General features: G+C 66.6%; 16 protein-coding genes. 9 read left to right on the top strand and 7 right to left on the bottom strand.

Annotated features, from left to right (window positions below; translation table 11 throughout):
* Positions 1-63 precede the first annotated feature (63 nt).
* From eccCa to G6N47_RS02700, 4 genes are all read left to right on the top strand, one after another.
* Positions 64-3,705, top strand: coding sequence for a type VII secretion protein EccCa (gene eccCa, locus G6N47_RS02715; protein ID WP_083130085.1), 3,642 nt, complete (start codon positions 64-66; stop codon positions 3,703-3,705).
* On the top strand, positions 3,702-4,877 hold the full coding sequence (locus tag G6N47_RS02710; protein WP_083130084.1) for a type VII secretion-associated protein: 1,176 nt from the start codon (positions 3,702-3,704) through the stop codon (positions 4,875-4,877). Before eccCa ends, G6N47_RS02710 begins: the two co-directional genes overlap by 4 nt.
* Before the next feature lie 92 nt (positions 4,878-4,969).
* Entirely contained in the window at positions 4,970-5,281 is a 312-nt protein-coding gene (locus G6N47_RS02705; RefSeq protein WP_264007077.1) for a WXG100 family type VII secretion target, read from the top strand.
* 3 nt (positions 5,282-5,284) lie between these two features.
* Positions 5,285-5,581 carry a WXG100 family type VII secretion target gene (locus G6N47_RS02700; protein ID WP_083130083.1) on the top strand — a complete coding sequence of 99 codons (297 nt, stop codon included), beginning with the start codon at positions 5,285-5,287 and terminating at the stop codon, positions 5,579-5,581.
* A gap of 66 nt (positions 5,582-5,647) precedes the next feature.
* Here the strand turns inward: G6N47_RS02700 and G6N47_RS02695 are convergent, their stop codons facing one another.
* From G6N47_RS02695 to G6N47_RS02680, 4 genes are read right to left on the bottom strand one after another with little or no spacing between them, the layout of a single operon-like run.
* Complete coding sequence (locus tag G6N47_RS02695) at positions 5,648-6,121, bottom strand: hypothetical protein (RefSeq protein ID WP_139799321.1); 474 nt, start codon at positions 6,119-6,121, stop codon at positions 5,648-5,650.
* Between the two features lie 28 nt (positions 6,122-6,149).
* Positions 6,150-6,845, bottom strand: coding sequence for a hypothetical protein (locus G6N47_RS02690; RefSeq protein WP_211281492.1), 696 nt, complete (start codon positions 6,843-6,845; stop codon positions 6,150-6,152).
* A gap of 4 nt (positions 6,846-6,849) precedes the next feature.
* Positions 6,850-8,433 (bottom strand): putative alpha/beta hydrolase, encoded by a 1,584-nt coding sequence (locus G6N47_RS02685; RefSeq protein WP_083130081.1) that lies wholly within the window; start codon positions 8,431-8,433, stop codon positions 6,850-6,852.
* A gap of 9 nt (positions 8,434-8,442) precedes the next feature.
* Positions 8,443-8,766, bottom strand: a complete 324-nt coding sequence (locus G6N47_RS02680) for a DUF2563 family protein (RefSeq protein WP_163659536.1) — start codon at positions 8,764-8,766, stop codon at positions 8,443-8,445.
* Between the two features lie 233 nt (positions 8,767-8,999).
* Between G6N47_RS02680 and rplM the strand changes: the two genes are divergently transcribed.
* The 5 genes from rplM (at position 9,000) to G6N47_RS02655 (ending at position 13,041) form a co-directional block, all read left to right on the top strand.
* On the top strand, positions 9,000-9,443 hold the full coding sequence (gene rplM, locus G6N47_RS02675; protein ID WP_045384511.1) for a 50S ribosomal protein L13: 444 nt from the start codon (positions 9,000-9,002) through the stop codon (positions 9,441-9,443).
* Positions 9,440-9,910, top strand: coding sequence for a 30S ribosomal protein S9 (rpsI, locus tag G6N47_RS02670; protein ID WP_083130079.1), 471 nt, complete (start codon positions 9,440-9,442; stop codon positions 9,908-9,910). The genes rplM and rpsI overlap by 4 nt, the downstream gene beginning before the upstream one ends.
* A 98-nt stretch (positions 9,911-10,008) precedes the next feature.
* Positions 10,009-11,346, top strand: coding sequence for a phosphoglucosamine mutase (gene glmM, locus G6N47_RS02665; protein WP_083130078.1), 1,338 nt, complete (start codon positions 10,009-10,011; stop codon positions 11,344-11,346).
* A gap of 38 nt (positions 11,347-11,384) precedes the next feature.
* Positions 11,385-11,681, top strand: a complete 297-nt coding sequence (locus G6N47_RS02660; protein ID WP_083130077.1) for a type VII secretion target — start codon at positions 11,385-11,387, stop codon at positions 11,679-11,681.
* A 4-nt stretch (positions 11,682-11,685) separates the two neighbouring features.
* Positions 11,686-13,041: a hypothetical protein gene (locus tag G6N47_RS02655; RefSeq protein WP_083130076.1), complete on the top strand. Its 1,356-nt coding sequence runs from the start codon at positions 11,686-11,688 to the stop codon at positions 13,039-13,041.
* A 10-nt stretch (positions 13,042-13,051) separates the two neighbouring features.
* Here G6N47_RS02655 and G6N47_RS02650 read toward each other — a convergent pair whose 3' ends face one another.
* The 3 genes from G6N47_RS02650 to G6N47_RS02640 all read right to left on the bottom strand — a co-directional run bounded on the left by G6N47_RS02650 (position 13,052) and on the right by G6N47_RS02640 (position 15,592).
* Positions 13,052-14,092: an LLM class F420-dependent oxidoreductase gene (locus tag G6N47_RS02650; RefSeq protein WP_083130075.1), complete on the bottom strand. Its 1,041-nt coding sequence runs from the start codon at positions 14,090-14,092 to the stop codon at positions 13,052-13,054.
* 37 nt (positions 14,093-14,129) lie between these two features.
* Positions 14,130-14,969: a dienelactone hydrolase family protein gene (locus tag G6N47_RS02645; RefSeq protein WP_083130495.1), complete on the bottom strand. Its 840-nt coding sequence runs from the start codon at positions 14,967-14,969 to the stop codon at positions 14,130-14,132.
* Between the two features lie 95 nt (positions 14,970-15,064).
* Positions 15,065-15,592, bottom strand: a complete 528-nt coding sequence (locus G6N47_RS02640) for a nitroreductase/quinone reductase family protein (protein ID WP_083130074.1) — start codon at positions 15,590-15,592, stop codon at positions 15,065-15,067.
* Positions 15,593-15,600 lie beyond the last annotated feature (8 nt).

Genomic DNA, 15,600 nt, shown 5'->3' with positions numbered 1-15,600 from the left:
GTGCAGACGTCAATCCACAGCTGACTTGCCCGCGATCACGGCGGTGCTTAGCGTGCAATCGCCATGACCGTGGGTTTCGCGCCGCCGCCTCGACTGGCACCACCGATGTTCGATACCGCCGACATCGCGGTGGCCGCACCGCCGCAGCCCACCCGGCCGGCGCAGACCGGCGTCGTGACCCGGCTGTTGCCGGTGGCGATGGCCGGTGCCACGGTTGCGATGATGGCGGTAGTCTTCTACACCCGGTCCGGTATCGCGCGTAGCCCGGTGTTCGTGGCCTTCCCGCTGATGATGCTGATCTCGGCGGTGGTATCCGCGATCGCCGGCCGTGACAGATGGCGCACCGACCTCGACGGCGACCGCGCAGACTATCTCGACTATCTCAGTGACCTTCGCGGCACTGTAGTGAAGACCGCTGCCGCACAACGGGTATCGTTGAACTGGCAGCACCCGGAGCCCTACGCGCTGTGGACCTTGGTCGGCAGCAGCCGGATGTGGGAGCGGCGACCGGCCGACCCCGACTTCTGCTGTGTGCGGATCGGCACCGGCCGGCAGCAACTCGCCACTCGTCTGCTGCCCCCGCAGCTGCCCGCGGGAAATCGCGTGGATCCGGTCACCGTGACTGCCTTGCGACGTTTCCTGCAGGCGCATCAGACAATCCGCGACCTGCCGGTCGCGCTCGATCTGCGTGAGATTGGCACCGTGACGATCGTCGGCGACAAATACGATGCACGGGGATTGCTGCGCGCGATGATCTGCCAACTCGCCGTGATGCACAGTCCGTCTCGGCTGCTGCTCGTCGGCGCGATCGACGACTGCGAATGGGCTCACTGGGACTGGCTGAAATGGCTGCCGCACCACCAACATCCGAAAGCCGCCGACGACGTCGGCCCCGCGCGGATGGTGTATCCGACGCTGCGTGCAGCCGAGAAAGCGATCGCGGAGGTGCAGCTTGAGCATCGGCCGCAGGCGGTGGTCGTCGTCGACAGCGGTGGGGTTGTCGGTTTGACTATGGCGGATGCCGCTCGCAATATCTCGTCAGGCGCCTGGCTTCGGGTGAGTGCCGAACAGCTGACCATTGGCGACGACACGATCGCGCGGCCGGACCGCATGGACCAGGCTGCCGCGACTGCGTGCGCGCAGCGGATGGCCGCCTACCACGCCGCGGATGCCGGCGCGTCGCCCGGCGACACGCCGCCCTGGCAGCAGCTGTTGAGCATCGGCGAACTGGCCGCTTTTACACCGACGGCGTTGTGGGACAGATCGTCTCGGCGTGATCGGCTGCGGGTTCCGATCGGCACCACCTTTGATGGCGCCCCGCTGGAACTCGACATCAAGGAAGCCGCCGAGAACGGCATGGGCCCGCATGGATTGTGCGTAGGTGCCACCGGCTCAGGAAAATCCGAGCTGCTGCGCACCATTGCGCTGGGCATGATGGTCCGCCACTCACCCGAAGCGCTCAACCTGGTGCTGGTGGACTTCAAAGGCGGCGCAACATTTCTCGGTCTGGAGAAGAGCCCGCACGTCGCGGCGGTCATTACCAACCTGTCCGATGAAGTGCCACTGGTCGCGCGGATGCGCGAGGCGCTGACCGGTGAGATGAACCGCCGTCAGGAGCTACTTAGGGCGGCGGGCAACCTCGACAACATCAGCGCATACCAGCATGCGCGGCACACCGGCGCCCGGCTGCCCACGCTGTTCATCATTGTCGACGAATTTTCTGAGTTGCTCAGTCAGCACCCCGATTTCGCCGAGGTGTTCGTCGCGATCGGCCGACTCGGCCGGTCACTGGGTATGCATCTGCTGTTGGCCAGCCAGCGCCTGGACGAGGGCAGGTTGCGCGGGCTGGAATCCCATCTGTCCTACCGGATATGCCTGAAAACCCTGTCAGCCAACGAGTCGCGCATCGTGTTGGGAACCTCCGATGCCTATGAGCTGCCCAATACTCCGGGAGTGGGATACCTTCGCGGCACGACAAGCGAACCGATTCCCTTTCGCGGCGCATACGTCTCCGGACCGTGCCCTACCACCGCCCGACCGACACCGCACTGCACCAAAACGGCGCCGGTTCGGCGGTTCACCATTGTGCCGGTAGGCCGGGTCAGGCTGTCGCCTCACACGAGCGATGCGAACGGGCAGCGCACAGTGCTGCAGACGGTGGTGGACCGGCTATCCGGGTTCGGCCCGCGGGCCCATGAAGTGTGGTTGCCGCCGCTCGGAGCCGCTCCCGAGCTGGATGCCGTGCTGCGGGACTTCGCCACCACCGGGGTGTTGACGGTCCCCATCGGCATCGTCGACCGTCCATTCGAGCAGCGCCGCACACCGCTGACGGTCGAATTAGCCGGAGCAGCAGGCAATGTCGGCGTGATCGGCGCGCCACAGTCCGGCAAGTCGACCGCCCTGCGCACGTTGATCACCGCCCTCGCGGCCACCCATGATCCAAGCCAGGTGCAGTTCTACTGTCTGGACTTCGGCGGAGGCGCGCTGACGTCACTGCGTTGCCTACCGCACGTCGGGGTGGTGGCCGGTAGAGCCGAAGCCGATCTGGTTGCCCGCACGATCGCCGAACTGGAGTCCCTCCTGATGGCGCGGGCGACTGGCTGTCGCGACCGCAGCCATCACTTCGGTGATGACGTGTTCCTGGTGGTCGACGGCTGGGCCGCCCTGCCCACCGACTACCAGGCGCAGATCACCGCCCTTGCCGCCCAAGGACTTTCGTTCGGGATCCACGTGGTGGTGTCGGCTTCCCGGTGGGCCGAGTTGCGGCCGGCGTTGAAGGATCAGATCGGCACCCGCATCGAGTTGCGGCTGGGCGATCCCGCCGATTCCGAATTGGACCGCCGGCGCGCACAGCAGGTCCCGGAGGGCCGGCCGGGACGGGGTCTGTCCCGCGATGGGCAGCACATGGTGATCGCGCTGCCCAGTACGGAGATATGCCGTCGCGGCACCACAACCGCACCCCCGATTCCCGTATTGCCCACGCGCGTCGACCTCACAGGCCTCGAGCTGAGCGACCGGATCGTGCTGGGGCTGGAGGAACGTCAACTTGCACCGGCCACCGTCGATTTCGACGGAGACGGCCACCTGCTGATCCTCGGCGACATCGAATGCGGGAAGACGGCCACCTTGCGTACCCTCTGCCGCGAAATCGTGCGGACCGCATCGGCCGCGCAGGTGCGGTTGTTCATCGTCGACTTCCGGCGCACGCTACTGGGCGTCGTCGAGTCCGACCACCTCGGTGGCTATGCGGCGTCCGCCGCAGCGCACGGCGTGGTGTTGCCCGTGTTGCTCGACATGCTGCGCCGCCGGATGCCACCGCTCGACATCACCCAGACGCAGCTGCGTGAACGCTCCTGGTGGTCGGGGCCCGACATCTATGTCGTGGTCGACGACTATGAGGTGGTCGCGGCCGTCGCTTCCAACCCGCTGGCACCGATTCTCGAATACCTGCCGCACGCCAGGGATCTCGGCTTGCATCTGGTGGTGGCCCGGCGAAGCGGCGGCGCCGCTCGCGCTCTGTTCGACCCGCTGCTCGCCGAGTTGCGCGACTCCGGCGGCATGGGGCTGATGATGAGCGCGAGCCCCGACGACGGTCCGCTGATCGGATCGGTCCGGCCGGTACCGCTACCGCCGGGGCGCGGCACGCTGATCACTCGCGGCGGCGGCCACCAATTGGTGCAGGTGGCCTGGAGCCCGCCGCCGTGAACGCGTGCGTCATCGAGTCCGGCCCGGGCGCGATACGCCAATTATGTTGCGGCAGAACAGTGGACGGCGACAGCGGTGCGGCGGCCCTGGACGGCGTCGACGACCCCGTCGCATTGGTCGACGATCGCCCTGCTGCCGTGGAGTCGCTGTGGCGTACGGTCCTGCAGTCGCTGCTCTGCCAGCATCCGGGGCGCCTTATCCTCATCCACCCGTCATGGTGGACGCAGACGCGGATAGCGACCGTCGCCGCTGCGGCGCAGGGTCTGGCCGACGATGTCGAGCTCAAACCGCGAACATGGTTGCTGGCCCAGCGTTCGCCATTGCCAACGGTTGTCGTAGAAATCGCCGATCGGTTGGTGGTGATCACCGGCTCAGCACTGCAGGCTGAGCCACGCCGCGGGGAACCGGAGCAGGTGGCCGAGGCCGTCGCACGCGGCATCGCCCGCATGGCCAACCGCGCTGCGACGGTGGTGATCGACGCGCCCGGCTCGGTGCCCGGAGCGGACGTGGTCGCGACGATGATTGCCGAGCGACTGCCCGACCGGCTAGCCGTGACCCAGGTCGACGACGCACGGTTGCAGCGGTTGGCGGTGTCCGCCGTGTCGGGCGACGAGCAAGCTGTCGACGCCGTCGTTCGGGGCCGGCGTCGCTACCGGGGATTCATCGTCCTGGTTCCGTTGATTGCGGCGGCGCTGGGGGTGATCGCCTACAGCCATCACGGCCCGCCGCCCGGTGGCGGCATGGCGACCACGTTTCTGGTCGAGGGCCGGGTTGCGGTGGAGGTGCCGGCGGGCTGGACGACGCAGCGGGTGATCGCCGGGCCCGGCTCGGCGCGGGTCCAGGTGACGTCGCCGTCGGATCCGCAGCTGGCGCTTCATGTCACGCAATCGCCCGTCGGCGCGGAGACGCTGGCTGGCGCCGCCGAGTCGCTGAAGCATGCAATCGATGCCGAGCCGGCGGGCGTCTTTGTCGACTTCGACCCGACCGGGGTCAGCGGCGGGCGCCCGGCGGTGACCTACCGCGAGGTGCGCGCCGAACACGACATCCGATGGAGCGTGGTGCTCGACGGCCAGGTCCGCATTGCCATCGGCTGCCAGAACCGACGCGGCGACGAGGGCGGCATGCACGACGTGTGCGAGCTGGCCGTGCGGTCCGCGCATGCGTTGCATTGAGTGGCGATCGCCAGCGCGGTGTAACCGGGCGCAGCGGGTCGCCACCAGAATGCTGAGTGGAACCCGACGCGGGCTTGCACAGTCCTACCTATGTGACCAACACACTGAGCACCGATCTGGACCTGATGCGCTCCGTGGCCGCGACCACCGATACTCGCAACGAGGAGATCCGGGCGATGTTGCAGGCCTTCATCGGGCGCATGAGCAGTGTGCCGCCCTCGGTGTGGGGCGGGGCCGCGGCCGCCCGTTTCAAAGAGGTGGTCGATCGGTGGAATGCCGAGTCGATGAAACTGCACCACGCGCTGCACGGCATTGCGGAGACCATTCGCTACAACGAGACCACGTTGCGGGAAGCAGCCGACGACCATGCGCACCGCATCGCTGCGGCCGGCGGGGGTCTGTGACCCATGGACCCGGTGCTGTCGTACAACTTCGCCGAAATCGAATACTCGGTGCGCCAGGAGATCCAGGCCACGTCGGCCCGCTTGAATGCTGCGCTACAGGACCTGAGGTCGCAGGTCGCGCCGCTGCAGGAGTTGTGGACTCGCGAAGCCGGCGCTGCCTACCGCGTCGAGCAGCTCAAATGGCATCAGGCGGCCACCGCGCTCAACGAAATCCTGACCAGCCTGGGAAATGCCGTCCGCGACGGCGCTGACGACGTCGCAGACGCCGACCACCGGGCAGCTGGCGTCTGGGCGCGATAGAGACTCTGCGCGGTCCCGTCGGAGGGGAGAGACGACGGGGCCGCGCAGTTATACGAATGCGGTCATTCAGCGCTTTGCCCGGCGCAGCAACCATCTCAGGATGGGTATCGCGTGCGGTATCACAAGAACCGACATGCCAAAGACGGCGAGTCCCAGTCCGAGGATCGAGAGCAATCCTGAGTTGATCCCCCACCACATACAGGTAGCGCCGCCTACAACGCCGACCGGCAGGGCGAGGATCAACTTGATCGCGTCGCGCATGCTCGGTTCTTCTCCGCTGGCATGTCGTGGCGGCCTGCCACTATCAGGAACGTTATCAGGGCGGAGTGCTTTGACGGCGAAATAGATTCCACCGACCAATGCGACAATGCCGACGAAAGGCAACCTCCGAGAGGCGCGGTAGCCTTCCGGTGGCGGGTTCAAGGCCATTAAGGCCCCACTGATTGCCCATATTGTGCCGAGCAGGACTTGAGTAAATCGTGCTGTCACGGGGCTGGTATCACTCGACACAAGCGGATAGAGGATCGGGCGCTGGTCCATTAGCTGGTGACTTCGACGACCGCCGCACTTATGGATATTTCTTCTGGTGGCGCGGATGTGCTCGATACTCCATGGACTGTCTGCGGCGCAAAGGTCGATGCTTTGCTGCAAAATACGCGCCAAGGTAAATAGCCGTGAAGACGCCTACGGTAATGACGGTAACGATAATAAATTGTGTGTACTGGCCGCGCGCAATGCGATATCCCCAACTCCCATCACTGAAGCCCGCTCCAGTAGCGAGTACTAGGAGTAAGCCTATTCCGATGCCGGCAACCCAGCCTTCTCCTTCGTGGGTCATAAAAGCGTATGTATTAATGCTGGAAATGGCGAGTACTGGTACCAGGATCCACCACAGCTTTTTAGCTGTGAGGATCCCGCTGTATGCATCGGGCGCCGGGTCCTTGTTTGGATCGGCTGTGGCCTGCGCGCACGGGTGATCGGTATCAGGTTGACTATCTATCACGGAAAGCGCATAAATCTTTCCCCTAATTTTAATATACGGTGTATAGCCGTAGGCGGCGATGATCATTGCTGCCAGCACAAATAATCCGGCGCCCAACCCTTCTTTCCAGTTTGGATAGCCCAGAAAGAATGCCGGTATCATCGCAAGGAAGGCGCAGCTCCAATAGATGCGTCGGTGGATAGTGGGGCTAGTATCGAAGAACGATTGGATTACGGCTACGGCCAGGCATAAAGCCAGTGAAATGAATAGTACATTCTTCATAGTTTTAATGCCCTAACATCCATTCTACTGCCTTGTCGCCGCCTATTCCGCCTGCCATTGCGCCAAGGAAACCGACAATGAGTGTGCCTTCGGGCCCGACAAACGATCCCCACAGTGCGCCAGCCGCCCACCCGCCAAGCATCGCTCCGCCGGTACGCCCAGCGAATTTCCCGCCGGCTTCGACGAGTGACTCGCCGTGCTGCCAGTCATAGATCGCAACCGCGGCATCTACAGCCGTGCCAGCCAATCCGATCTTACTGCCCAGGTTTTTTAGAACTTTCGCATCAGCTTCAGAAAACGCAGGAGCTGCGCCCCAGTGCCTGCCGCCGTGGAGGGCTTCCGCATCCGCCTTGAGGCCTTCTCCAAAGGCGCCGACGGGCGCTGCGATGCCTTTTGCGGCGTCGCGGACGAGTTCGCTTGGAACCGCGCCGTGTTGGATGGCGTCGGCCATTTCGGCGGCCCCAGTGTGGGACATCCCCGCGGCCTCGAGTTGGCTAGTGAGCTTCCCGAGCACCTGTTGCCGCCCCTCGGCTTCCCATTGGTCCATGAGTCGGGTCGCCTCGTCGGCCGTCATAAATTGAGGGTGGCCGGCGACCTGGCCCTGCTCTAAAGCCTGTTGGAGTTTGAGCCTGGCCTGAGCACGGGTGCGGGCGTCGCCGCCTAGGACGGTGTCAGTGGGCAAGGGACCCATGACTTTGGACGTGTTGTAGTCGCCGAGCCGCTCTCCGGCCAATCGGCGTGCTTGAGCAACCTCATGGGGGTTATAACCCGGTCCGAAGCGGCTGTTCGGGTCGGTGATGGCCGCATAGTCTTTGAGACGCTGTGCCGCGGCCGCCTCCTCGGCGGTCATGTTTCCAGGTAGGCCCGCGTCGTTGGCTATGTAGTGGGTCCGGCCTTCGGCTTTGGCCTTATCCACCATGGCCTGATCGCGCGCACGCTGACCTGACTTGTCGTATTGGGCGGCGGCCTTGGCCGCGTCGTCGCCGGGCATGGCGTCGAGGTTGCCCAGCGACTCCGGTACGTAGCCCGCACCTGACATCGCGGTTTCGGCGGCATGCAAGTCGGTGACATAGTTGCTGCGGGCCGAGTTAACCTGTCCCAACGCCGATTTGACCACGCCGACGGCCTGGTCGTGCAGTGCTCCGGTGTCTTGATCATTCGCTTTGGCCACCGACATCTGATTGTCGATCTCATGCAGCGCCGAATCGGCCTGCCCGAGGGCGGAGTCGCTTTGACGCTGCGCTGTCGCCAGTGAGGCAGCGGTCTGCTCCAAGCTGGCGGCGATCCGCGGCAGTGCTTCCTTGTGTCCGGCTAGCGCGGTGGTGGCCTGCTGCACCTCGGCCGACTCGTTGATCGGGTGCTCACCCTGGTTGCGGGTATAGGCCGCGTTGAATTTCTGCTTGGCCTTGTCGAAGTCATCGTCCGCTTCTTTGACGCGGTTGCCGGCTTGGTGAAAAGCATCGGCGAGCTTATTGATCGCCTGCGGATCGCCGGCCTGCAATTCGTCGTCGAGTTTCCACGGATTACCGCCGGCGGCTCCACACAATTCGCCAATATCGAGGTTGCTCAGAGCCGGTGGTGCCCCCACGGCGGCCCGCTAAAACTGCTCGCCGGCCGAGTTGATGCCGTCGGCTGCCGACTCGTCGGTCGCCGTGAAAACCTGCGCCGCCTTGTCCGCCTTGGCCGACACTCCAGTCAACGTCGCGTGATGGCCCTGCAGCTGGGTCTGATGCTGCTGATGAGCAGCACTGAGTTTGCCGTGAACCTGATGCGCTTCAGCGAAGTCACCAAAGATTCCCGGTGCCACGTCTGCGCCAGCGAGGTGTTCTGCCGCCTCGCGGGCCGAATCGGCGGCATAGCGGCAAAAGTCACCACCTGCAATTAGGTGTTCGGTGTTGACTTCAAACTTCTCCGCGACCACGGTTAGCAGGCTAACACCGTGCAAGCGCAGTAAGGAGCACGAAATACCAACCGTCGAGCTTGCCGACCGGCGTTTTGACCTGCTTGGATGCCCGCCGGTAAGCTGCTCCGTTGGCGTGCGGTACGCCGGGGCTCGGGTCAATGTCGGTCGCCGAGACCATCCCCTGCCGTCGACGCTTGACCGGCACCCGGGTCGCACCGGGATCCAACCCGAGAGAAAGTTAGGTAAGCGCTGTGCCTACATACACGCCGAAGGCGGGTGACACCACGCGGTCGTGGTACGTCATCGACGCCACGGACGTGGTGCTTGGCCGGCTTGCCGTCGCGGCAGCCAACCTGCTGCGCGGGAAGCACAAGCCGACATTCACCCCGAACGTCGACGGCGGCGACTTCGTCATCATCGTCAACGCCGACAAGGTCGCCATCAGCGGCGACAAACTGCAGAACAAGCTGGCTTACCGCCACTCGGGTTATCCCGGCGGTCTGCGCAGCCGCACGATCGGCGACCTGATGCAACGCCACCCCGACCGCGTTGTCGAAAAGGCGATCGTCGGGATGCTGCCCAAGAACAAGCTGGGCCGCCAGATCAAGCGCAAGCTGCGCGTCTACGCCGGCCCGGAGCATCCGCACACCGCTCAGCAGCCGGTTCCGTTCGAGATCAAGCAGGTGACGCAATGACCGAAGCGGTAGAGAACGAAACCGTGGCTGCCGAGAGCGCGTCGGAGGCGTCGGCCACCCGCGCAGACTCCTTCGTCATCGAGCGCCCCATCCAAACGGTCGGGCGTCGTAAAGAGGCCGTGGTGCGGGTGCGGCTGGTGCCGGGCACCGGCAAGTTCGACCTCGACGGGCGCAGCCTGGAGGACTACTTCCCCAACAAGGTGCACCAGCAGCTGATCAAGGCCCCGCTGGTCACCGTCGACCGGCTGGAAAGCTTCGACATCTACGCCCACCTCAACGGCGGCGGGCCGTCGGGGCAGGCTGGCGCGCTGCGGCTCGCCATCGCCCGGGCGCTGATCCTGGTCACCCCCGAGGACCGGCCCGCGCTGAAGAAGGCCGGCTTTTTGACCCGTGACCCGCGGGCCACCGAGCGCAAGAAGTACGGCCTGAAGAAGGCCCGCAAGGCACCGCAGTACAGCAAGCGCTGATCGGGTATCACTTTCTGGTCGCGAGCGTGCGCAGAAACGGTTGCCGGCTGGCGTGTCGGACCGAGGACACGCACGCTCGCGGCGGATAAAGGATGGCTATGGGTCGACTGTTCGGCACCGACGGCGTCCGCGGGACCGCCAACCGCGAGTTGACCGCGGAGCTCGCGCTGGCCCTCGGCGGCGCGGCGGCCCGGCAGCTGGCCCGCCCGGGTGGGCCGCGCCGGCCGGTGGCGGTCGTCGGCCGCGATCCCCGCGCCAGCGGCGAGATGCTGGAAGCCGCGGTGATCGCCGGCCTGACCAGCGAGGGTGTCGACGCCCTTCGGGTCGGGGTGTTGCCCACTCCGGCGGTGGCCTACCTGACCAGCGCCTACGACGCCGATTTCGGTGTGATGATCTCCGCGTCGCACAACCCGATGCCCGACAACGGGATCAAGATCTTTGGGCCGGGCGGCCACAAGCTTGACGACGCCACCGAGGACCAGATCGAGGAGCTGGTCGCTGCTGGGCCGGGATTGCGCCCAGTCGGCGCCGCGATCGGGCGCGTCGTCGACGCCGAGGACGCGCTGGACCGCTACCTGCGCCAGGTCGGCAAGGCCAGCACCAACCGGCTCGACGGTCTGACCGTCGTCGTCGACTGCGCGCACGGTGCGGCGTCGGTCGCGGCGCCCCGCGCGTACCGTGCGGCCGGCGCCCGGGTCATCGCGATCAACGCCGAACCCGACGGGCTCAACATCAACGACGGCTGCGGGTCGACGCACTTGGACTCGCTGCGCGCCGCGGTGCTCGCGCACGGCGCCGACCTGGGTCTGGCCCACGACGGGGACGCCGACCGGTGCCTGGCTATCGACGCCGCCGGTGAGGTCGTCGACGGCGACCACATCATGGTGGTCCTGGCGCTGGCGATGCGCGAGGCCGGTGAGCTGGCCGGCAACACCCTGGTCGCCACTGTGATGAGCAACCTCGGCTTACACGTGGCGATGCGCGCGGCCGGTGTCACCGTACGCACCACCGGAGTCGGCGACCGCTACGTGCTGGAAGAGCTACGCGCCGGCGAGTACAGCCTGGGCGGCGAACAATCCGGCCACATCGTGCTGCCCGCGCTGGCCACCACCGGCGACGGCATTCTTACCGGGTTGCGGCTGATGTCGCGGATGGCGCAGACCGGTTCGACGCTGGCCGGCCTGGCATCGGCGATGCGCACCTTGCCGCAGGTCCTGATCAACGTCGAGGTGGCCGACAAAGCCGCCGCAGTCGCGGCGCCCGCGGTTCGGGCCGCGGTCGAGCAAGCCGAGGCCGAGTTGGGCGACACTGGACGAATCCTGTTGCGGCCCTCCGGAACTGAGCAGTTGATCCGCGTGATGGTGGAAGCGGCCGAGGAGGGCATCGCGCACCGGCTGGCGACCGGCATCGCGGAGTCGGTGCGCGCCGGGCGCTGAGCCGGAACCGCGGCCGCGCCCGACGCGTCCAAAGTGGTATGGGACAAGCCTTCATCGATGTTGCGGCCCTGCGTGCCGTCGCGAACCGGATGGACGACTCCGCGGAACTCGTTGCCGGCGCGGCTCGTTCGCAGTTGGCCGGGTTGGGATTCGGTGGGACCGTGGCCGGACGGGCACACGTCGCGAGTGGCGACGCGCTGCACACTGCGGTCAGCCGGATCACCGATGAGTTATCGCAGTGGACACGAGCGTCCTTCGAAATCGCCGCCGCGCTGCGCGCCGGCGCCGACCGCTACGCCGAGGCCGATCGGCGCGGCGCGGCCCGGATCGGGTGAGCTGGTGAGCCCGCGATTCGATGTTGCCGCGCGGCTGGCCCAGGGCCGACCGGCCGTCGAGCACGCGCAAACGTATGTGAGTGCCTGCCGGGCGTTGGGTTACCAGCATCCGGACCTCACCGCGCACGACGGGCAGGTTCTCGATTGGTATGAGACCGAAGACGGCTTGGATCTGCAAGTGCTGGACGACGATTGCGCCGCCTTGTGGGCCGCGGTCAACGCGGCCGAGGAAGCGCTGGCGCGGCAGCGCGAGCAAATCGGTGAGCTCGCGGCGGCGTGGCGAGGGGCGGGCGCCGACGCGGCGATGCAGTTCCTGCGGCGCCATTGTGAGACTGCCAGCGTGGTGGCCGCACGCGTGCGTGCGGCGGCGGAGAGCTGCAGTGTGCTGCGCGACAAGCTGTGGCACGCGGTCGATGGCAAGGCCGCGACGGCCATCGGCGTCGACGATCGCAGTTCGGTACAGCGCCCGGCGTGGCTGGCCGCGGCGCACACCGTCACGACCGGTTCGACGGACCCGTCAGCCGAGGATCTGGTTCGGGAGCAGCTGATGCCCTACGTGGACAAGGAGATTCGCGACGAGTGGCTGATCCTCATGCGCTCGATCACGGCATCGGTGGCGGCTGCGTACGACGCGGCCGTGGACGCGGTGACGGCCGCGCCGGATGCGTGCTTTGCAATCCCGGGCGACTCGCCGCCACAGCCGTTGCGTGACGAACCGGCCCCGCCGCCGTCGTTGCCCGATGAGCCCGTCGCGGCACCGCCCGTCGACACGGTGCCCGCCGCCATATCGACTCCGCCGCCGAGCGCTCCGGCTGCTATTCCAGCTGACGTGACCGACGACCTGCCGCCGGCGGCGCCACTCTCCGACCTGGCAGCTCCGCTGGGTGATGCCAACGGTATGTCCACTGGCGCAGGCGGTTTGGGTAGCGTCGGCGGGCTGGCCAGCGGGATCGGTGGTGTGGTCGGTGCGATCGTCCTTGGCATCGGCGGCTTGTTGGGCTCGCTGGCCGAGGGACTTGCGGATTCGTCGGCGCCGGACGACCTGCCGTTCGACGACGCAGTGGATGACGACGAGCCGCTCGACGAGGAAGCCGACGACGAGACCGACGATCCCGACAAAGACGAGGCCGGTGAAGAAGGCCAGAATGCCGACGAGGACACCACGTCGGCAGATGAAAACCCGTCGGCAACAGACGAACTCGCCGACAACGCCGCCGCGCCGCCCGCCGAACCGCCGCCGATGGAAGAACCGCCGCCGGCCGAACCTCCACCGCCCGCCGAGCAGCCGCTGGCCGCGCCTCCGGATGGATCCACCCCATGCGAGATCGCGGCGGACGAATTGCCGCAGGCGGGACAGTAAGCCGAACCGCCTAGGGCAGCAGCCTCTTCAGTTCCTCGACGTAACACACGGACTCGTCGCGGTCGGTTGATGCTGGGGTGGCCAACAGCGTCGTCACACCCGCCTCAGCGAAAGCCGCCACCCGCTCGGCGACGAAACCGCGCGGACCGATCAGCGAAACTTGCCGCACCAATTCGTCGGGTACCGCGGCAATCGCCTCGCTCTTGCGGCCCGACAGATACAGGTCCTGGATCCGGTTCGCGATGTCGCCGAACCCGTACCGGGTTGCCAGGTTGTGGTAGAAGTTGCGGGTCTTGGCGCCCATCCCGCCGATGTAGAGGGCAAGCTGCGGTTTGACCCATGCCAGCCGGTCCTCGACGTCGTCGCCGATGGCCAGCGACGCACCCACCATCACGTCGAGCGGGCCCAGTTGCGGATCCCGCTTGGCCGCACCGGCTTTCAGCGCATCGCCCCACACCGACTGCGCTTTCTCCGGATAGAAGAAGACCGGCTGCCAGCCTTCGGCGATCTCGGCGGTGAGCTCGACGTTCTTCGGGCCCAGCGCGGCAATCGAGATCGGGATTCGTTCGCGTACTGGATGATTGATGATGTGCAGCGCCTTGCCCAGCCCGGTGCCGCGGTCGGCCGGCAGCGGAAGCTGATAGTGCTTGCCGTCGTAGTTGACGCGGTCGCGGCGCCAGACCTGCCGGCAGATGTCGACGACTTCGCGAGTGCGGCCCAGCGGGGCGTCGAACGGCACGCCGTGAAAGCCCTCGATCACCTGTGGTCCCGATGTGCCGATGCCCAGCCGGAACCGGCCGTCGGACACGAAGTCCAGACCCGCGGCCGTCATCGCCAACAGCGACGGGGTGCGGGTATAGATCGGGAACACGCCGGACGCCAATTCGATGGTGGACGTCTTGGCGGCCAGATAACCCAACTGGCTGACCGCGTCGTAGGAATACGCCTCGGCCACCACCGCGACGTCGATGCCGACTTTTTCCAGTTCGACGACCCGGTCGACGCCTTCACGGAAGCCGCCCGAGTAGTCAAGCATGATGCCGATCCGCATCGTGACTTTATAGCACCCAACCGGTTGGTTGGTAACCTCAGCCCTTCAGCAGCGCGACGATCTTCTCCTCGGGCGTAACCGGCTGCGCTTGCTCCACCGTCTCGGTGTGGGGCAACTGAACCTCCGGATCGGCGAACTCCCGATACGACTTGTCGCCGCCCAGCGCATACAGCAGATAGCCGGTCAGCAGCGCGCGCACCTTCTTCTGCGTCTTGCGATCGGCACCCGGTAGCCCGAACACCGTCGTCAGCCGACGCCCTTCGATCAGGCCGCCGGCCTTGGCCTTGCTCACCACACGCAGCGTCGCCGCATCCCACACCTGTGCGAGCTGAATTGCATTGGAATGCAACGCCTTAGCGTCGCCGGGCGCGCTGAACACCACCCCCGGAACGTGCAACGACGCGGCTGGTTGCTCCGCGGGCGGTTTGGTCACCGCCGGGAAAATCGCCGCGACGGCTTTGGGTTTGGCCGGCATCCCGGCCGCCGCGAATACCGCGGCCGAGCCGCCGAACCCATGACCCGCCAGCCCGAGCTTGCCGGGGTGCACGCTGATCTTGCCCGGACCGAGGCGCACGCCTGCGGCGATGTCGAGCGCGGTGCCCAGGTCGTAAGCGAGGTTCAGCACCGAGGGTGCCAGGCCCTTCTCGGTATCGGGGGCCGCCGCAACGATGCCCCATGACGCCAGATGCTCCAGCAGGCCGGAGTAGCGCTCGACGCCGGCAAGCCAGTCGTGACCGAAGGCAATGCCAGGCAAATTCAAGCCAGCGTCGGGCGTGTACACCACCCCGGGCAGGCCGGCGAAGGCCAGGTCACCGCGCAGCACGCGGTGCGGTCCCCGTCGGGTCAGGGCGGCGACAAGCTTCTTGGTGCTCGACACGCGTTGACGGTAGCGCACGGCGGCACTGCGCTCGGACCACTCTCACCGACGACTAGGGCCGTATCGGAAGCACCGACGGGCGCGTCGCAACTCACCTAGCCGGCCGGCGTCAACCGCAACACCCGAATCGTCCGGGTGCCATCGGTACGCTCTGCGTATTTGGCGTAGCCGGGGTAGAAATCCACGGCCAGGCCGAACAGCCGGTCCCGGTCGGCGCCCGTCGCCTCGCGCGCCACGAATCGCCCGCCGTGCTCGCCGACATGCAGTTCGCATTCCGGGTGGGCGAGCAGGTTGTGGTACCAGGCCGGGTGCCGTGTGCCGCCGTAGTTGGACGCGATCAGGATGACGTCGTCGCCGTCGGTGAAATACCCGAGCGGTGTCTCGCGCCGCTGGCCGCTGCGCGCGCCGGTCGACGTCAACACCACGAGGGGCATGGCACCCGCAGCCAGGCTCACACGCCCGCGGGTAAGCCGCATGAGCGGCGCGTCCAGCGGGGCGGCCAGCGTGCGGTGTATCGCCGCGCCCGGCTTGGTTGCCACCAGGGCCAGCATTGCGCGTTTCCACGCTGCCCGGCCTGCCCGCGGGTCGACGCGGGGGATCCCGTTGACGGTGTCGCCAGACATATGGCGAC

It is taken from the genome of Mycobacterium branderi (genome assembly GCF_010728725.1).
GTDB lineage: Bacteria > Actinomycetota > Actinomycetes > Mycobacteriales > Mycobacteriaceae > Mycobacterium > Mycobacterium branderi.
This window is presented reverse-complemented; position numbering and strand designations above follow the sequence as displayed.